Raw genomic sequence first — 17,769 nt, forward strand, 5'->3', positions numbered from 1 at the left:
TATTTGATTATGAATCAATCAGAAAATAAAAAGAATATCAGAAAAAGATTCGTTGCAGGATTAATAGATTATGTGCTTTTGTACACTTTAATCTTTGCTTATCTTTATTCGTTTGGTGAACAAAATAATAAAGGCGGTTTCTCAGTTACTGGAATAGCAGCAATTGTTCCATTTATTATGTGGTTTACAATTATTGTATTAACAGAAGTGTTCTTTAGCGCTACATTAGGAAATTCGATAATGAATTTGAAGCCTAAATCATTAACATTAAATAATGGTGAATTAACTTTTGGTCAATCTATTTCAAGACATTTATTCGACCCAATTGATATGTTTCCTTTTGGAATCATTGGAATTTTGACTATAAAAAATTCGAGTAAAAATCAACGATTGGGAGATATTATTGCAAATACAACTGTTGTTGAAGTGAAAAAGGCAGTATAAATTTTTATTATTAATATATTCTTATAGTGAAGAAACGGTTTTTAATTTTAATAGTGATTTTTATCTCAGTTAGATTTTTTTGTGGTGTTTATGATCATGATGAATTCGCAGAGAACCACTTTTTTATTAAGCATCGTCCTATATGGAAATGGAAATTTCATTCTCCAATTGGTCAATCCGATTTACAATTTGAGGAATTAAGTAATACTGATAAGATAGAGCAAAAGTATTTTAATGAGTTTGTTTTAAATCAAGGTTTGAGCAGATAAAACAGGTTTAATTATTTATATTTTAATCAAAAAATAAAGGCTAATCAATTGATTAGCCTTTCTCTTTTCTTTCCAATTCCGCTTGAAATTCTTCCATAACGGGTTTAACGGTACTTTCTGGTAAGTCGGCAATTTTAATGTACATTAAACCATCTACCGAGTTGTTAAATAATGGATCTACATTAAATGCCACCACTCTTGCGTTTTGTTTGATGTATTTTTTAATTAAAACAGGCAAACGTAAATTTCCTGGTTCTACTTCATCAATTATTTTGTCAAACTTATTTAAATCGGCTTCTGTTTCATTAAATACAAAATCCTTATCTGCGTCTTTTAGTTTTACTTTGTATTCTTTTTTAGGATGAACGTATTGCGCAATATATGGGTCATAATAATGCGACTTCATAAATTCAATCATTAACGATTTAGAAAAATCAGAAAACTGATTACTGATACTTACGCCACCAATTAAATATTTATGCTCTGGAAAATGAAGAGTTGTATGAACAATTCCTTTCCATAATAAGAATAATGGCATTGGTTTCATTTGGTATTCCTTAATGATAAATGCTCTACCCATTTCGATAGATTTACTCATCATATCATACAATTCAGGTTCAAAACGGAATAATTCATGTAAATAAAATCCGTTAATTCCGTGCTTTGGATAAATATGAGCACCTAATCCCATTCGGTAAGCTCCAGCAATACACTGAGCATTATCATCCCACAAGAACATATGATGATAATATTTGTCATAAGAATCTAAATCTAAAGATTCATTTGTTCCTTCTCCTACTTCTCTAAAAGTAATTTCTCTTAAACGACCAATTTCATGCAATATATTCGGAATTTTATCAGCCGTTACAAAGAAAACTTCATAATTTTTACTTTGTAATAAACGATAATCACCTTTTTTTAGAAAAGCCATCTCTTCTAAAATTTGGTCATGATTAGCAGGTTTTGCAATTTGTTTAGGAGGTTTAGGAATACTTAATTTGGGTAAATTAATTTTACTTTCGTCCTCAAAAGCATTGGAAAGCATATAGGTTTTCTTTCTTAAGAACTCACCATAGGCTTCAATGTCTTGATATTCATTTTGTTCTGCTACAGAAATTGGCTTACCAATACGTACTTTAATTACACGATCTTTTTGAGTGTGTAATTCACTTGGTAATTTAGCAGTTCTTAATGTGTCGTTTATTTTTGATAAAAAGTAAAACAATTTACTGTTTTTAGCATGAAAATAAATAGGAACAACAGGAACTTGCGCTTTTCTAATTACCTTAATAGCTCCTTCTTCCCATGGTTTATCTACAACTAATTTTCCGTCTTTATAAGTTGAAACTTCTCCTGCAGGAAAAATCCCAAGTGGTTTACCATCACTTAAATGACGAAAAGTTTCTTTAATCCCAATTACACTCGACTTAACGTCTTTATGGTTTTCAAAAGGATTAACAGGCATAATAAAAGGCTTTAAAGGCGCTATACGATGCAATAAAAAGTTAGCAATAATTTTGAAATTTGGCTCTTTCTCAAGCATTAATTTCAATAATAAGATGCCATCAATTCCTCCAAGCGGATGATTTGAAATGGTTATATAAGCGCCATCTTTTGGCAATCGTTTTAAGTCTTCTTCCGGAATTTCAAACTTAATCTGCAGATCATCTAATATAGCTTTTAAAAATTCCACATCATTTAAATGCTTATGTCTGTCATAAAGCTTGTTTAATGCTGAAATTTTAAGCACTTTCATTAATAGCCAGCCAGAAAAAGTACCGAAAACTCCGTATTTATCAACGTTAATCGCTTTTGCAACTTCTTTAGCAGTAACTAAACCCATTTATTTTTTGTTTTTGAGCAAGAAACAAAGATAACAATTATGTTGAATTGATTGCTATTAGAAAATATAATTAAAAATACAATTTTGTTATTTTTTTTATTAATCTGATAATTAATAAATTATAAATTGAGATGTTTTTGAACTTTAATATTAAAAAGCTTTTCCTTATATTTGGTCAAAAGCTAAAACTATAAATGAAAATCATATCTTACAACGTTAACGGAATTCGTGCGGCTATTTCAAAAGGTTTTTTAGAATGGTTACAACAAGCCAATCCCGATGTAATTTGCTTGCAAGAAATTAAAGCAACCGAAGATCAAATACCTAAATTAGAAATCGAAGCAGCGGGTTATCCTTATCAATATTACTTTTCAGCAGAAAAAAAAGGATATAGCGGTGTTGCCGTTTTGTCAAAAATTGAACCTAAAAACATTGTATTTGGAACCGGAATTAAACACATGGATTTTGAAGGAAGAAATTTACGTGTCGATTTTGATAAACTTTCGGTAATGAGTTTATATTTGCCTTCTGGTACGAATATTGATAGATTAGATTATAAATTTCAATATATGGCAGAATTTCAGTTGTATGTTGATGAATTAAAAAAAGAAATCCCAAATTTAGTTATTTGTGGCGATTATAATATTTGTCATGAAGCGATAGATATTCATGATCCAATTAGAAATGCAAAAGTTTCTGGGTTTTTACCAGAAGAGCGTGCTTGGTTAGATGGTTTTCTTAAAAACGGATTTGTAGATACGTTTCGTCATTTAAATAAAGGGCCAAATAATTATAGTTGGTGGAGTTATAGAGCCAATGCTCGTAATAATAACAAAGGTTGGAGAATAGATTATTGCTTAGCAACGGAATCTCTTAAAGAGAAAATTCAAAGAGCTTTAATTTTGCCCGAAGCCAAACATTCAGACCATTGTCCGGTTTTAGTGGAAATAAAATAAAAACAAGTTCAATATCAATTTCAAATTCAAAAATCAACGTCAAAACCTGAAACTTGAAACCTGAAAATCAATTATAAAAACAAAAAACAAAATGATAAGAAAAATTGCCCTTGCTTGTGTAGTTTTAAGTTTAACTACTTCATGTGTTTCTAAAAAAATCTATCAAGATTTAGAAAACAAATATGCTGATTTAAAGAAAGAAAACAACGCACTTTCTGACGAAAATGGAGTGTTGCAAACAGATAAAAACCAGTTAGAATTAGATAAAAACAAATTACAATCTGAATTAGATAAAACGAAAGCAGAGCGCGATAAATTAGCGACAGATTACGCTGCAACTAAGAAAAATCTTGACAATTTAAAAGCGTCTTACGCGGCACTTGAAAAAGATAGTAATAATGCTTTAGAGGCAAATATTAATAAAAACAGACAATTATTGGCTGAGTTAGAAGCCAAACAAAAAGCATTAACGGCAGAGCAAGACCGATTAAATAAACTGAAAAAAGATTTAGAAGCTTCGTCAACCCGTTTAGCAGAATTAGAAAAAATGATGTCTGATAAAGATGCCGCTATGAAAAAGTTAAAAGAAACTTTATCTAAAGCGTTAAATGCATTTGAAGGAAAAGGACTTACGGTGGAACAAAGAAATGGTAAAGTATATGTTTCTATGGAAAACAAATTGCTTTTCGAATCGGGAAGTTGGACTGTTGGTGCTGAAGGAAAAAAAGCAGTAAAAGCACTAGGCGAAGTATTAGGTCAAAACCCAGAAATTTCTGTATTAATTGAAGGACATACTGATAATGATAAAATTACAGGAACAATTGGCGGTGGAGTAGAAAATAACTGGGATTTATCAACAAAACGCGCAACAGCTATCGTTAACATTCTTGGCGAAAACAAAGCAATTGACAAGAAAAACTTAACAGCAGCGGGTCGTGGAGAATTTGCTCCATTAATGACAAATGATTCAGCTGAAGGAAAAGCAAAAAATAGAAGAATCGAAATTATCTTAACACCTAAGTTAGATGAAATTTCAAAACTAATGAATGAATTATAAAAATTAGTTTCAATGCGTTACATTTTAAAAGGTTCAGAGTTTTACTTTGAACCTTTTACTTTTTTAAAACTTTGGTTGTTTGTATCTTTGTGCTTCAGCATAAAACAACTTTGTGTCATAAATCGCTTTATATTAAATATATGAACTACATAACATTACCAAATACCGAACTAAAAGTCAGCAAAATCTGTTTAGGAACCATGACTTTTGGGAATCAAAATACCGAAAGTGAAGCACACAGTCAATTAGATTTTGCTCTAGAAAAAGGTGTTAATTTTATCGATACTGCCGAAATGTATCCCATTGGTGGAAATGCACAAATTTTTGGAAGTACTGAACGCCACATTGGTACTTGGATTAATAAAATTGGAGCTTCTGAAAGAGAAAAATTAGTTATTGCTACTAAAATTGCGGGTCCAAATCGCGGAATGGAATACATTCGTCAACCTTTAGATTTCTCTAAGAAAAGTATTCATGAAGCGGTGGAGTTGAGTTTAAAAAATCTTCAAACAGACTATATTGACTTATATCAAATGCACTGGCCAGAACGTGTTATGAATATGTTTCAAAAACGTGGAGTTCAGGAGTTAGATCCAAAATGGCAAGACAATATTTTTGATGTATTAACGGTTTACGATGGTTTAATTAAAGAAGGTAAAATAAAACATATTGGCCTTTCAAATGAAAATCCGTGGGGTGTAATGCGTTTTTTAATGGAAAGCGAAAAACACGGTTTGCCTAGAATAGTAACCATTCAAAATCCGTTTTCGTTATTGAACCGATTGTATGAAGTGGGATTGTCAGAAATTGGAATGCGTGAAAATGTAGGTTTATTAGCGTATTCTCCATTAGGTTTTGGTTATTTAACCGGAAAACATTTGAACGGCATCGAAAAAAATTCAAGATTAGATTTGTTTCGAAATTTTACTAGATATACCAATGAAAACTGTTTTAAAGCCACTCAATTATATAAAGAATTAGCTGAAGCCAATGGTTTAACGTTAACTCAAATGGCAATTGCTTTTGTTCATCGTCAACAATTTGTAACTTCAACGATTATTGGCGCTACAAGTATGGAACAATTACAGGAAAATATTGCGGCTTTTGACATTGTTTTGTCAGATGAAATTATAGCCGAAATAGAGAAAATTCAGGAATTAATTCCGAATCCAGCGCCTTAATAGTATACAGTTTTCAGTCTCAGTTAGCAGTATAGCACTGAAAACTGAGACCGTCAACTGCGACTATTTTATAAATTATCTATATACTTATCTTTCGGATATTTGATTTTATAACTGATGCGATATTTCTTCGTTTCTCCAGCTCCTAATTTAATATCCCAAGTTAAAATTCCGGTTTCTGTGTTTACTTTTGCTTTTCCGTTTTCTAATAATTCAATAGTAATTTCTTTATCGGTACTAATAGGATACTGATCTTTCAGCAATAAGTCAATCGCTTCTTTTTTGTTGTTTTTTACCGTAATATCATACGTAAATGTTTGCTCTTTATAACCTGATAAGAATTTAGTTCCCGATTGATCTGCGATTTTCTCACGTTTGATGGCAATTTTTTTATCTCTTCCCATACTTAAATTCAACGTGTCTGAAGTTTGATTTGGGTTAATCATGGTTTTCCCTACATACATACCTTCAAAGATAATATTCGCTTCTCCAGGTAACAAATTGAATTTTGAATATTCGCTAATTTCAGCTAATAAGAAAGCTTCTTTTTCCACTTTCGGCACAGCGTAATATTTATACGTTGCAGGTAATTTTAAATCTTTCAAAGCCACACTATGTGCTTTTCCATTCGATAAAATGTCATACGGAATATCAATGTCAAAAGAAACATTTAACTGGTTTTCATTGATGGTTGTATAATTTGAAATAGAGGATTCCTCCAATTCTGCTTTATCTTTTTTCATATAACCAGACACCACAACCGTATTTAATTTTGCATTGCTATTATCATAACCATATGCTCTTGGATAACCATATCGTAAAAACCAAGCTTGTAAAATAGGAGCTGTGTTGTTTTGATTTGGATTACCGCTAGAAAGTGTTAATTTGACTTTTTTCCAATCGATTCCTGTGTTTTGTGTTACTTTTGCTTTATACATTAAATTGATTGGTGCATTTACATTGTCGGCTCTCATGTCATAAAACGGAATCCATGATGCACCATTAGTTAGATAATTTATATCTAAAGTCATAGTTCCAGCAACTGTATTCATCACCTGAAGTATCAAATTATATTCTGGTTTTGCAGTAGGTGTATTTTTTTTTAACGCTAATTTTTCTTGAAGTAACTGAATTTTTTTCTCAAAGTTTTTTTCTTTAATACTCAATTTATGAATAGATTGTCCAAACTCATTTCGTTTAATTCTATAATAATCAATTAGTTTTGTAAACTCACTAATTGTAATTTCGGGTTTTGTTGTACCAGCTAATTCTTTTTTATCGAGCAGTTCAATTGTTTTTGAAATAGCATTTTTTTCGATTGTAATTTTATTAATTTCGTTTTCAAAATAATTAATACTGTCTGAAAATTTTTGTTGAATTGGGGTTAGTTTTAAGGGTTCGGTTGTTTCTGATTTTTCTTTATAATCTCGAACAAGTTGAACCGATAAAACGGTAACATTAGCTGGAGCGCCAATTTGAATGGTGTTTTCGTTGATGTAATCGGCCACGTTTTTAATCACAATTTCGCTTGTACCAGTAGGAAGTGTAACCGGAGCCGTGTGGTTTAATTCAGCTGAATTACTATAAATTGTTGCGCTTTTAATTTTAGCGGAAGTAAAAATGGGTTTTTGAGCAAATGTAATTGCTGAAAAACAGCATAATGTAAATACAAGTATTTTTTTCATCTCTATAAACTTTAGTGTTTCTTATATAGAGTGAAATAAAAGTAAAAAGGTTGGGAAGCTTTATGAAAATTTTGTAAAATTGTTAGAAAATATAGATTTATGAAGTGTTTTTTTCAATTGTTTGTTTGTTTTGTTTGGAGTTTAGGTTTTTCACAAAAACAATATCATTTCGATTATGCATTGATTTATGACAATCCAATTTCTGTGGAAAATGAAACTAAATCGAATTTATATTTAATTAATTCAAAAGACAACAGTTTTAGAACACTGGTTTCTTTTGATTTGGATTCTATTAATGCATCCATACGGTTAATTGATTACGATGGTTTGTTTGTTAATTCGAATGTAAAGAAGGAAAAATTTTATGAAGCTGAAACCTTGTCGAATGTATGTAATTCTGTATATAGATTTTCAAATAAATATAAGTATAAGATAAAAGAATACAATTTTATAAAGCATCAAGACACAACAATTAATGATACCGTTTATTATCATTATTCTATTAAGTGTAATAAAAGTTTATCTTATCAGAAAAGAAAGAAAATTGTAACTTCACATTATATTATTGATAAAAATAGTGAGCAATTTAAGCCTTTTTTATATCATGCTACGGTATACAATAAATGGATTGAGACTTTAGAATTACCAAACGGAATTATTAAAATAAAGTACGATGTTAGTGTTGAAGGTAAAATAATTTTTAAACAAGAATTAATTAAGGTAATTCAAATAAATAAATTTTTCACAATTCCAGATGAGTGTGATTATACTAAATCCCCAAAATAATCTTAGCAATTGTAAAATAGGTCAAAATCCCTAAGATATCGTTGCTTGTAGTTATAAAAGGACCGGTTGCTAATGCTGGGTCAACTCCGTATTTATTTAAGATAATAGGAATAAATGTTCCAATTAACGAAGCCATAATAATTACCGAGAGTAAGGCTATTGAAACGGTATAACCTACATGAATTTCGTATCCAAGTAAAAAGTAACTTCCTGCTAATAATATTACAGATAGAATAACACCGTTTAGTAAACTCAACGAAAGTTCTTTTAATAAACGTTCAACTACAGGACCAATAATCGTATTGTTTGCTAAACCTTGTACAATAATAGCTGAAGATTGTACTCCAACATTTCCTGCCATTGCCGCAATAAGTGGGGTAAAGAAAAACAGTTCAGGATGTAATTTCATTACGGGTTCAAAAACACCTAAAACGTGTACCGAAATAAAGCCACCAAATAAAGCTAAAACCAACCAAGGCAAACGTGCTTTTGTTAGTTCTAAAATGCTATCATCGGCTTCTACGTCTTGTGAAATACCCGCTGCTAACTGGTAATCCTTATCAGCTTCTTCTTTTATAACATCAATAATATCATCAATGGTAATGCGGCCTACTAATCTGCCTAACTCATCAACAACCGGAATGGCTTCCAAGTCATATTTTTGCATAATTCGCGCTACTTCTACATCTTTCGTATCTACTTTTACATAATCTACTTTTTTGATATAAACTTCGCTAATATGTGTTTTTGTTGAGGTAGTTAGCAAATCTTTTAATGATAAACGGCCTTTTAATCGGTCTTCATCATCTACTACATATATAGAGTGTACTTTAGAAACATTTTCAGCTTGTGCTCTCATCTCTTTTACACAAGTTAAAACATTCCAGTTTTCGTTTACTTTCACCAACTCTTTTCCCATTAAACCACCAGCAGAATCTTCATCGTAGCGTAATAAATCTACAATGTCTTTCGCGTGTTCTACATCTTCTAATTCCGAAATTACTTGCTCTTTTTTGTACTGAGGTAATTCGGCAATAATATCGGCAGCATCATCTGTACTTAATTCGTCAAGCTCTTCTGCAATTTCTTTTGGAGAAAGGTTTTTTAAGATTTTTTCACGAACTTCTTCGTCTAATTCTAACAGAATCTCCGCTGTTTTTTCAGAATCTAAGGTGTTAAAAATATAACCAGCGCCATAATCATCGAGTTCTTCCATGATTTCGGCAATATCAGCAAAGTGAATATCCTCAAGAAGTAAAAGTAATTCTTGAGATTTGTTTTCACTTATAAGTTGTTCTATTTCAGATAGAAACTCTCTGCTGATTTTAAACTCCATCGGCTGTTATTTTTTGGGTAATGTCTATAAATTGTTCCACCGTTAGTTGTTCCGGACGAAGGTCAAAGATAGTGTCTAATTTTAAATTATCAGAAAAATTGAACGATTTTAAACTATTTCGTAATGTTTTTCTTCTTTGTTGAAAGGCAGTTTTTACCACTCTAAAGAACATTTTTTCATCGCATGGCAACGAATAATTTTCTTTTCTTCTTAAACGCAACACTCCTGAATCTACTTTTGGTGGCGGATTAAAAACTTCAGGTGGAACGGTAAATAAGTATTCCGCTTCGTAAAAAGCTTGTGTTAATACCGATAAAATTCCGTAAACTTTACTTCCTTTTTTTTCGCAAATGCGTTGGGCAACTTCTTTCTGAAACATGCCAGCAAATTCAGGAATTTGGTCGCGCATTTCTAATGTTTTAAAAACAATTTGTGTAGAAATATTGTACGGAAAATTTCCTATAATTGCAAATGGTGCTTTGTTAAACACTTCGTTTAAATCGTATTTTAAAAAATCTTTAGAAATAATATGATTTTCTAATTTTGGATAATGAACACCCAAATATTCAACTGATTCTTTGTCGATTTCAATTACAAAGGTTTCAGTAGGTTTGTCTAATAAATATTTGGTTAAAACACCCATTCCAGGACCAATTTCCAAAATTTTATCATAGCCTTCTAACGAAAGTGTATCGGCAATATCTTTTGCAATACTTTCGTCTTTTAGGAAATGTTGTCCTAAGTGTTTTTTTGCGGTTACTTTTTCCATTTTAATTTGTTTTTCCGTAGAATTCACTTATTACCTCAAGTTCAGTTCTAAATGCTAACATTTTATCTGCAAAAAGTTGTAATCCTTCTTGGCGTAATCTTGGTGCATAGTTTTGGTAATAGTCTTCTAATTTTGCTCTAGAATCTGTAAAATATTGTACAGCATAAGTTGTGCCACCCATTTCTTCTTCTACAACCACTTTAACCATTTTAGCATTGGTAAACAAACCTGTTGCTAAAACATCGTTAATGTGTTTGTTTTGCATCCAATTTAACCAGTCGTTATGAATGCTTTCGTCTACGTTTACTGTTACGTTGTATATAATCATTTTTAATAAATTTCAAATTTAAGTACAATTTCGAAAATCAATTTGGAGCACAGATTTAATAAGTTTTAAAAATTAAAAAAAATCTTTGTGCCTTGTGCTTTCTTTTTGTGCTTTCTGGTTAAATCCTAAATTGTCGAATCACCTCGCAACGTTCGGTATTGTTTTCTGCTTTCGGTATAATACAAACTATCCGGATGTTCTAAAACCATTTTTTCATACAAAGGTTTTGCTTTTTCGTTGTCTAATAGATATTTGCGATAAATTTCTGCTGAAAAGAATAAGGCTTCGTCTATGTAAATTCCGTCTTTGTGATTGTCTAAAATATTTTGATAGTAATTCAGTGCTTTTTGATATTCTTTTTTTCGGAAATAGATGTCGGCTATTTTTAATAAGGTTTCATCCTCAATACTTTCACCTTTATGTTTTTCTAAAATAGTTAAAAAAGATTGAAGCGCATCTTCATTTTTCTTTTGATATAATTGTAAATCGGCTTTTGCATATGCTTGAAGTGCCACTCGTAAACTGTCTTCGGCCGAATTATCCTGAATTAGTAAAAACAATTCTATCGCATCATTTGCAATTAATAAACTTGGCGATTGTTTTAAGATTTTTACTTGTTGTAGTGTCCAATCGAAATCTTTTTTATAGAAATTGGCTTTGGCTAATTTAAGGCTAGCTTCGTGTGCTAAAACATCATTTTTTAAATTTTCTTCTACTTGTGCATAATATAAAATGGCTTGGTTGAATTTTTCATCATACACCATAATATCGGCCAATTCCATTTTAATTTTAGATTGGTCTCTATTGTTTAATGGCAACTTTAAAGCATTTTGTAAAATTGAAATTCCTTGTTTGGACTGGTTTAAATAGAAAGTCTCAAAATGTGCTGTTAGCAACTGCAATTCTAATGAATAAGGACTTATTCCATATTTTTTGAGTAATTCTTGAAGTTTTAAATCGATTGTAGGATATTCTTTTTCTGAAGCCAATTCAATTTCCATTGATAGTAAGAAATAATGTGCTTGCATTTGTAAATCTGCATCTTGAGTGTTTTCTAAAACAAAATTTAAAATGGTAATTGCATCATCATTTTGTTTTTCTTCTATTGCCAACTTAGCAAGTGTAACAATGTTGTAAAAATTATCAGGATTTCTTTTATAAATTGCTTTTTCTTGTATAAAAGCTTTACCATATTCTTTTTGTTGAACAAAAAACCAACTTAAAGACTGATTCCAATAGACGTCTTGCGATTTTTGCGTTCTCAGTAATAAGTTTTTTCGAATAGTAGCCGCAAAAGAACCATCAGTATCATCCATTAAAAAGCGACTTAGTTGATTTTGTACTAATGCTGTGTTTTCTTGATTCTTGTAACTGTAATCAAGTAATTTTTCCAGCATACTATCTAAATTGCCTAATTGCCCCTGTAACAAGCCTGTTTGATAATCGAAATTTAAATTTGGATTTACTTTTTGAGCAATTTCATAGGTTTTAATAGCCCAATCTAAAAGAACTTTCTTTTCAAAAGAATTGGCTACTTGATAGGCGTGATTTGGTTGTTTTTCAACTTCTAAAAGCGCTAAATTATATTGTTTTTTAGCCTCGTTTTCTTTTTTTTGAAGCTGATAATTATATCCAAGTTCTACTAAAAGTATGGGTTGGTTGTATTTTTCTTTTCTTTTTAAAATAGCTTCTTCAACTTTATCGTATTGTTGCAGCTGCTGACGACATTCTAATATTTTCTGAAAAAAGAAAAAATTAGAAGGTTGTTTTTGCGCATTTTCTTCAAAAATAGTTAATGCTTTTTCAAATTCACCTTCATCAAAATATTGCAAAGCCAATTCCTCATTTTGTGCAGAAACCCAAAATGACGATAGAAAGAAAAGGAAAATTGCAATTTTTTGTAACATAAATAAAACAAATAATGTACTAAAGTAACACTTTTTGGCGTCAGATTAGTACATTATTTTATAAAGATTAACGTTTAGTTAATAATATCAAACCCAGTATATTTTCTTAAAACTTCAGGAACTACAATACCTTCAGGAGTTTGGTAGTTTTCTAAAATTCCGGCTAATACTCTTGGTAATGCTAATGAACTTCCGTTTAATGTGTGCGCTAATTGGTTTTTACCTTCTTTATCCTTGAAACGTAATTTTAAGCGATTCGCTTGGAATGTTTCAAAATTAGAAACCGAACTAATTTCTAACCAACGCTCTTGCGCTGTTGAATATACTTCGAAATCATACGTTAAAGCTGAAGCAAAACTCATATCGCCACCACATAATCTTAAAATACGGTAAGGTAATTTTAATTCTTGTAAAATTCCTTTTACGTGTTCTACCATTCCGTCTAATGCTTTATAAGAATTTTCTGGATGTTCAATGCGAACGATTTCAACTTTATCAAATTGGTGTAAACGATTTAATCCACGAACGTGTGCGCCATACGAACCTGCTTCACGACGGAAACATGGTGTATATCCTGTGCAAAGAACTGGTAAATCATTTTCGTTTAATAAAACATCTCTAAAAATATTCGTTACCGGAACTTCAGCTGTTGGAATTAAGTATAAATCATCAACTCCTACGTGGTACATTTGACCTTCTTTATCAGGTAATTGTCCCGTTCCAAAACCAGAAGCTTCGTTTACCATATGTGGCACTTGGTACTCTAAATAACCTGCATCGGTATTCTTGTCTAAGAAATAAGTGATTAAAGCACGTTGTAATTTGGCACATTTTCCTTTGTAAACTGGAAAACCAGCTCCCGTGATTTTAACTCCTAATTCAAAATCGATTAAATCATATTTTTTTGCTAATTCCCAGTGCGGCAAAGCGCCTTCGTGTAATTTAGGAATGTCACCTTCTTGAAAAACATTTAAGTTTTCTTCAGGCGTTTTTCCTTCAGGAACAATATCAGCTGGTAAATTGGGTAATTTGTATAGCTCTTCTTGTAATTTAGAAGCAAATGCGTTTAAAACTTCTGTTAATTCTTTGTCTTTTTCACGAAGTTGAACCGATTTTTCTTTTAAAATTTCGGCTTTTGCTTTTTCACCACTTTTCATTAAATCACCAATATCTTTGGATAGCTTATTAGATTCCGATTTAATAGTGTCTAATTCTGCTTGTGTAGCTCTTCTTTTTTCATCTAGAGCAATTACTTCGTCAATAGCAGCTTTGGCGTCTAAGTTTTTTTTAGCCAATTTTTTTACTACTTCTTCTTTGTTTTCTCTAATGTACGCTATTTGTAACATAATATATTGGATTTTAAAAGCACAAATTTATGAAATTGGATTTAGATAATCGACAAAAAACAAAAATGCTGTAAAGTTTATATATAACTATGGATTTCGTATTAAAATCGGTTTAAATTAAACATTTTTAGTATATTCGTTTTTATTTTGCAATTAAATGCAAATAAAGTTACGATTTAGTAACTAAAACAACGCCCCCAATTTTTTAAACCTACATACAAATGAAAAAAATTACTTATTACCTACTTCTTTTATCTGGAATTATTGGTTTTGCCCAAACCAATGATACAGAGTATGAAAGAATGGTGGAAGCCGAGATGAAATCCGCTTCTTCAATGCAAAATCTTAGAGTAAATCCGAATACTCAAAATTATGATATAACGTATCATGAATTGCGATTTTCGGTTGATCCGAATAACACTACGCCCTATATTAATGGAGTGGTAAAAACTACTTTTATAGCTTTGTCTGATATGAATGCTGTTACATTTGATATGGCAACGGCTTTAGCAGTTAGTTCGGTAACAATGAACAGTACAAGTCTTACTTTTAGCCAAAGTAATTATGAATTAAATATTAATTTACCAGCAACGCTTTCTACAGGAAATAGTGCAACAGTTGAAATTACCTATGCGGGTTCGCCTCCTCAAGCTGAAGGAGGATTTACACGAAGTACGCATAGTGGAACACCAGTAATTTTTACGCTTTCTGAGCCTTTTGGAGCAAGAGATTGGTGGCCATGCAAACAAGATTTAAATGATAAGATAGATAGTTTTGATATCTATATTTCATGCCCAGATGCTTATATTGGCGTTTCAAATGGATTACTGCAAAGTTCTGTTACATCAGGTGGGATTACAACACGTCATTTTAAACACAATTATCCAATTCCAGCCTATTTAATTTCTTTAAATGTAACTAATTATGCTACATACAATATTCAGGCAGGGTTAGGCACAGTCGATAGTCCATTTTTTCCGGTAAATAATTATTTATATCCTGAAAGTAATACTGTTTCGGTTAGAAATGCTATAGATGTTACAACGTCTATTATTAATGTTTTTGAAGAGAAATTTGGTCCTTATCCCTACAGAAATGAGCAATATGGTCACGTTCAATTTGGATGGGGTGGCGGAATGGAACATACTACAATGTCTTCAATGGGAAGTTGGGGTAGAAGTTTAATTGCCCATGAGTTAGGTCACCAATGGTTTGGAAATAAAGTTACTTGTGGAACATGGAAAGATATTTGGTTAAATGAAGGATTAACAGAATATACCGCCGGAATTATGGTTGAAGAATTAGATGGTCCTTCAAGTTTTGTTACATGGAAAAACGGAAAAATAAACAACATTACTTCTCAAACTTCTGGAGCTGTATATTTAACAGATGCCGAAGCGTTAAGTGTAAATAGAATTTTTAGTAGTAGACTTTCATATGATAAAGGATCAATGGTAACGCATATGTTACGATGGGTAATGGGCGATGCGAATTTTTTCCAGGCCTTACGTAATTATTTGTCAGATACTAATTTAGCTTATGGATATGCGGTTACTAATAATTTAAAAGGTCATTTAGAAGCTGTTCACGGAAGCAGTCTTTCAGAGTTTTTTAACGATTGGTTGTACATGCAAGGTTATCCAACCTATACTATGGCAGCTCAAAATTGGGGTGCAGGCCAGGTAAAAATTACTGTTAGCCAAACACAATCGCACTCATCTGTTTCTTATTTTGAAATGCCATTAGAAATTAGATTAACAAGTGCTGGTGGAGTAAATTATGATGTTGTTGTAGATAATACATTTAATAATCAAGAATTTATAGTTGCGGTTCCGTTTTTGGTAAATGCTGTTACATTTGATCCTAATAAACATATTGTTTCAAGAAATAATGTGATTACTTTAGGTAACGAATCTTTTGAATTAGAACAAACAATTTCGGTTTATCCTAACCCAGCAAATGAAGAGTTACACATCATGATGCCAACAACAATTCAGCTAGAGAAAGTAGAAATTTATAATACTTTAGGTCAATTATTAGCAACTCATCAATCCGTAGATTTTAGAATTGATAATTTAAGTTCGGGAATGCATGTGATGAAAATTACTACTTCAGAAGGTACAATTCATAAAAATTTTATAAAAAAATAGCTCACAAATAAAATAATGATGAAAAGTAAGGTGAAAACCTTACTTTTGTCGTTTAAATAAAAGCATAAAAATGATTCAAGTAGCACAAATATTATTCATATTATCCGTTTTAGTTATTCTTCATGAATTTGGTCACTACATTACTGCCAAAATGTTTAAGGTTCGAGTAGAGAAATTTTACTTGTTTATGGATGCTGGTTTTTCTTTAGTAAAAAAGAAAATTGGCGATACAGAATGGGGAATTGGTTGGTTGCCATTAGGAGGTTATGTAAAACTTTCGGGAATGATTGATGAAAGTATGGATACTGAGCAAATGAATGAAGAAGCTCAGCCTTGGGAATTTCGTTCAAAACCAGCTTGGCAACGTTTGATTATTATGTTAGGTGGAATTATTGTAAATGTAATTTTAGCTTGGTTGATTTTTACAATCATGTATGCAACTGTTGGTCAAAAATTCATTGCAACAGAAAAAATTCAAGAAAATGGTTTAGCATTTGGAGAAGTAGGACAGAAAGCTGGATTTAGAAATGGTGATAAAATTATTTCAGTTGACGGAAAATTCCAACCTAGTTTTAATCGTATGACATTAGATGTTTTACTTGGAGATAATGTTGAAGTTGAACGTCAAGGAACAAAAGTTGATGTTATTTTAACTGATGAAATGAAAGGCGAAATCATCAGTAAAGAAGGTAAAGGATTTTTCTATGCAAGAAATTTAATCAATAAAGTTTTTGTAGATTCTGTTGGAAAAGGATCTGAAATAAAAAGATTTGATGAATTTGTTGGAATTAACGGAAAGAAATTTACTTATTTAGATGAATTTACAGACGAATTTAAAAATTATAAAAATCAAACTGTTACACTTGATCTAATTAGAGATAACAATCCAATTTCAATTTCGGTTAAAGTTGATTCAAATGGTAAAATAGGTTTAAACAATAATATTTTTGTAAGTTCTAATTATAGTTTTCAAGATGCTTATGTTTCTGAATTTGATAAAAATTCTGCTGCAGAAAAAGCAGGAATTGAGTTTAAAGATGAAATGGTATCAATAAATAACATTCCAACAAAAACTATTAAAGATTTTAAAAAATTAATTGATTTAAATAAAGGGAATAAAATTATTGTTTCTCTTCTAAGAAACGGAGAACAAAAAGAAATTTCAGTAGAAATACCTAAAGCTGGTAAAATTGGAATTGGATTTGATGATAAATCAAATGAAAAATTATATACAGTAACAAATCACCTAACATTTGGTCAAGCAGTACCGGCTGCTGTAAAAGAATCTTGGGCATTATTAGTATATAACGTAAAACAGTTTAAATTAATCTTAAAACCATCTACAAAAGCGTATACTAAGGTTCAAAGTCCAATTGGAATTGCGCGTCGTTTACCTGATACTTGGAATTGGGAATTTATTTGGAATTTCACCGCCTTATTCTCAATCGGATTAGCGTTTATGAACTTATTACCAATACCAGGATTAGATGGTGGGCATTCTTTATTTATTATTGTTGAAATGATAACAGGAAAAAAATTATCTGATAAAGCTGCAGGTCATGTTCAGACTGCTGGAATGATTATCTTACTGACATTAATGGCTTTAACTTTCGGAAAAGACATATATCAAATAGTAGTAGATAAACTTTTATAATTTTTTCAATAAAATAATTTGCGTTAATAAAAAATCAGTTTATATTTGCACTCGCTTA

15 protein-coding genes are annotated in these 17,769 nt (G+C 31.0%); 8 read left to right on the plus strand and 7 right to left on the minus strand.

Translation table 11 applies throughout. From position 1 onward, the window contains the following. Positions 1–9 precede the first annotated feature (9 nt). Together GFJ99_RS01625 and GFJ99_RS13460 are read left to right on the plus strand one after the other, a co-directional pair. Positions 10–444: an RDD family protein gene (locus GFJ99_RS01625; RefSeq protein WP_153207256.1), complete on the plus strand. Its 435-nt coding sequence runs from the start codon at positions 10–12 to the stop codon at positions 442–444. Between the two features lie 53 nt (positions 445–497). Then, positions 498–713, plus strand: a complete 216-nt coding sequence (locus GFJ99_RS13460; protein WP_153213610.1) for a hypothetical protein — start codon at positions 498–500, stop codon at positions 711–713. A 52-nt stretch (positions 714–765) separates the two neighbouring features. Here the strand turns inward: GFJ99_RS13460 and GFJ99_RS01630 are convergent, their stop codons facing one another. Then, the gene (locus tag GFJ99_RS01630) at positions 766–2,556 is read right to left on the minus strand and encodes a lysophospholipid acyltransferase family protein (protein WP_153207257.1); all 1,791 of its coding nucleotides are present in this window, start codon (positions 2,554–2,556) and stop codon (positions 766–768) included. A 194-nt stretch (positions 2,557–2,750) separates the two neighbouring features. On the opposite strand from GFJ99_RS01630, the gene GFJ99_RS01635 reads away from it, so the two are divergent. The 3 genes from GFJ99_RS01635 (at position 2,751) to GFJ99_RS01645 (ending at position 5,750) form a co-directional block, all read left to right on the plus strand. Continuing rightward, a complete protein-coding gene (locus tag GFJ99_RS01635) occupies positions 2,751–3,512 on the plus strand; it encodes an exodeoxyribonuclease III (RefSeq protein WP_153207258.1) in 762 nt (253 codons plus the stop codon). Positions 3,513–3,603: 91 nt separating this feature from the next. After that, positions 3,604–4,569, plus strand: coding sequence for an OmpA family protein (locus tag GFJ99_RS01640; protein ID WP_153207259.1), 966 nt, complete (start codon positions 3,604–3,606; stop codon positions 4,567–4,569). 140 nt (positions 4,570–4,709) lie between these two features. After that, complete coding sequence (locus tag GFJ99_RS01645; RefSeq protein ID WP_153207260.1) at positions 4,710–5,750, plus strand: aldo/keto reductase; 1,041 nt, start codon at positions 4,710–4,712, stop codon at positions 5,748–5,750. 68 nt (positions 5,751–5,818) lie between these two features. On the opposite strand, the gene GFJ99_RS01650 is transcribed toward GFJ99_RS01645, so the two are convergent. Next, positions 5,819–7,435, minus strand: a complete 1,617-nt coding sequence (locus tag GFJ99_RS01650) for a DUF4139 domain-containing protein (protein WP_153207261.1) — start codon at positions 7,433–7,435, stop codon at positions 5,819–5,821. A gap of 99 nt (positions 7,436–7,534) precedes the next feature. On the opposite strand from GFJ99_RS01650, the gene GFJ99_RS01655 reads away from it, so the two are divergent. Beyond that, positions 7,535–8,221 (plus strand): hypothetical protein, encoded by a 687-nt coding sequence (locus GFJ99_RS01655; protein WP_153207262.1) that lies wholly within the window; start codon positions 7,535–7,537, stop codon positions 8,219–8,221. Here GFJ99_RS01655 and mgtE read toward each other — a convergent pair. The 5 genes from mgtE to serS all read right to left on the minus strand — a co-directional run bounded on the left by mgtE (position 8,205) and on the right by serS (position 13,907). Beyond that, the gene (gene mgtE / locus GFJ99_RS01660) at positions 8,205–9,557 is read right to left on the minus strand and encodes a magnesium transporter (RefSeq protein WP_153207263.1); all 1,353 of its coding nucleotides are present in this window, start codon (positions 9,555–9,557) and stop codon (positions 8,205–8,207) included. The two genes, GFJ99_RS01655 and mgtE, sit on opposite strands and share 17 nt — an antisense overlap. Beyond that, positions 9,547–10,326, minus strand: a complete 780-nt coding sequence (rsmA, locus tag GFJ99_RS01665; protein WP_153207264.1) for a 16S rRNA (adenine(1518)-N(6)/adenine(1519)-N(6))-dimethyltransferase RsmA — start codon at positions 10,324–10,326, stop codon at positions 9,547–9,549. The genes mgtE and rsmA overlap by 11 nt, the downstream gene beginning before the upstream one ends. 1 nt (position 10,327) lies before the next feature. Next, complete coding sequence (locus GFJ99_RS01670; RefSeq protein WP_153207265.1) at positions 10,328–10,654, minus strand: DUF4286 family protein; 327 nt, start codon at positions 10,652–10,654, stop codon at positions 10,328–10,330. Positions 10,655–10,779: 125 nt separating this feature from the next. Beyond that, entirely contained in the window at positions 10,780–12,561 is a 1,782-nt protein-coding gene (locus tag GFJ99_RS01675; protein ID WP_153207266.1) for a tetratricopeptide repeat protein, read from the minus strand. A gap of 74 nt (positions 12,562–12,635) precedes the next feature. Beyond that, positions 12,636–13,907, minus strand: coding sequence for a serine--tRNA ligase (serS, locus tag GFJ99_RS01680; protein ID WP_153207267.1), 1,272 nt, complete (start codon positions 13,905–13,907; stop codon positions 12,636–12,638). A 221-nt stretch (positions 13,908–14,128) separates the two neighbouring features. On the opposite strand from serS, the gene GFJ99_RS01685 reads away from it, so the two are divergent. Both GFJ99_RS01685 and GFJ99_RS01690 read left to right on the plus strand, forming a co-directional pair. Further along, a complete protein-coding gene (locus GFJ99_RS01685) occupies positions 14,129–16,057 on the plus strand; it encodes a M1 family aminopeptidase (protein WP_153207268.1) in 1,929 nt (642 codons plus the stop codon). A gap of 70 nt (positions 16,058–16,127) precedes the next feature. Next, on the plus strand, positions 16,128–17,711 hold the full coding sequence (locus tag GFJ99_RS01690) for a site-2 protease family protein (RefSeq protein ID WP_153207269.1): 1,584 nt from the start codon (positions 16,128–16,130) through the stop codon (positions 17,709–17,711). Positions 17,712–17,769 lie beyond the last annotated feature (58 nt).

Origin of the sequence: Flavobacterium sp. LMO6 (genome assembly GCF_009495795.1) — a bacterium.
In the GTDB taxonomy this organism is placed as follows: Bacteria; Bacteroidota; Bacteroidia; order Flavobacteriales; family Flavobacteriaceae; genus Flavobacterium.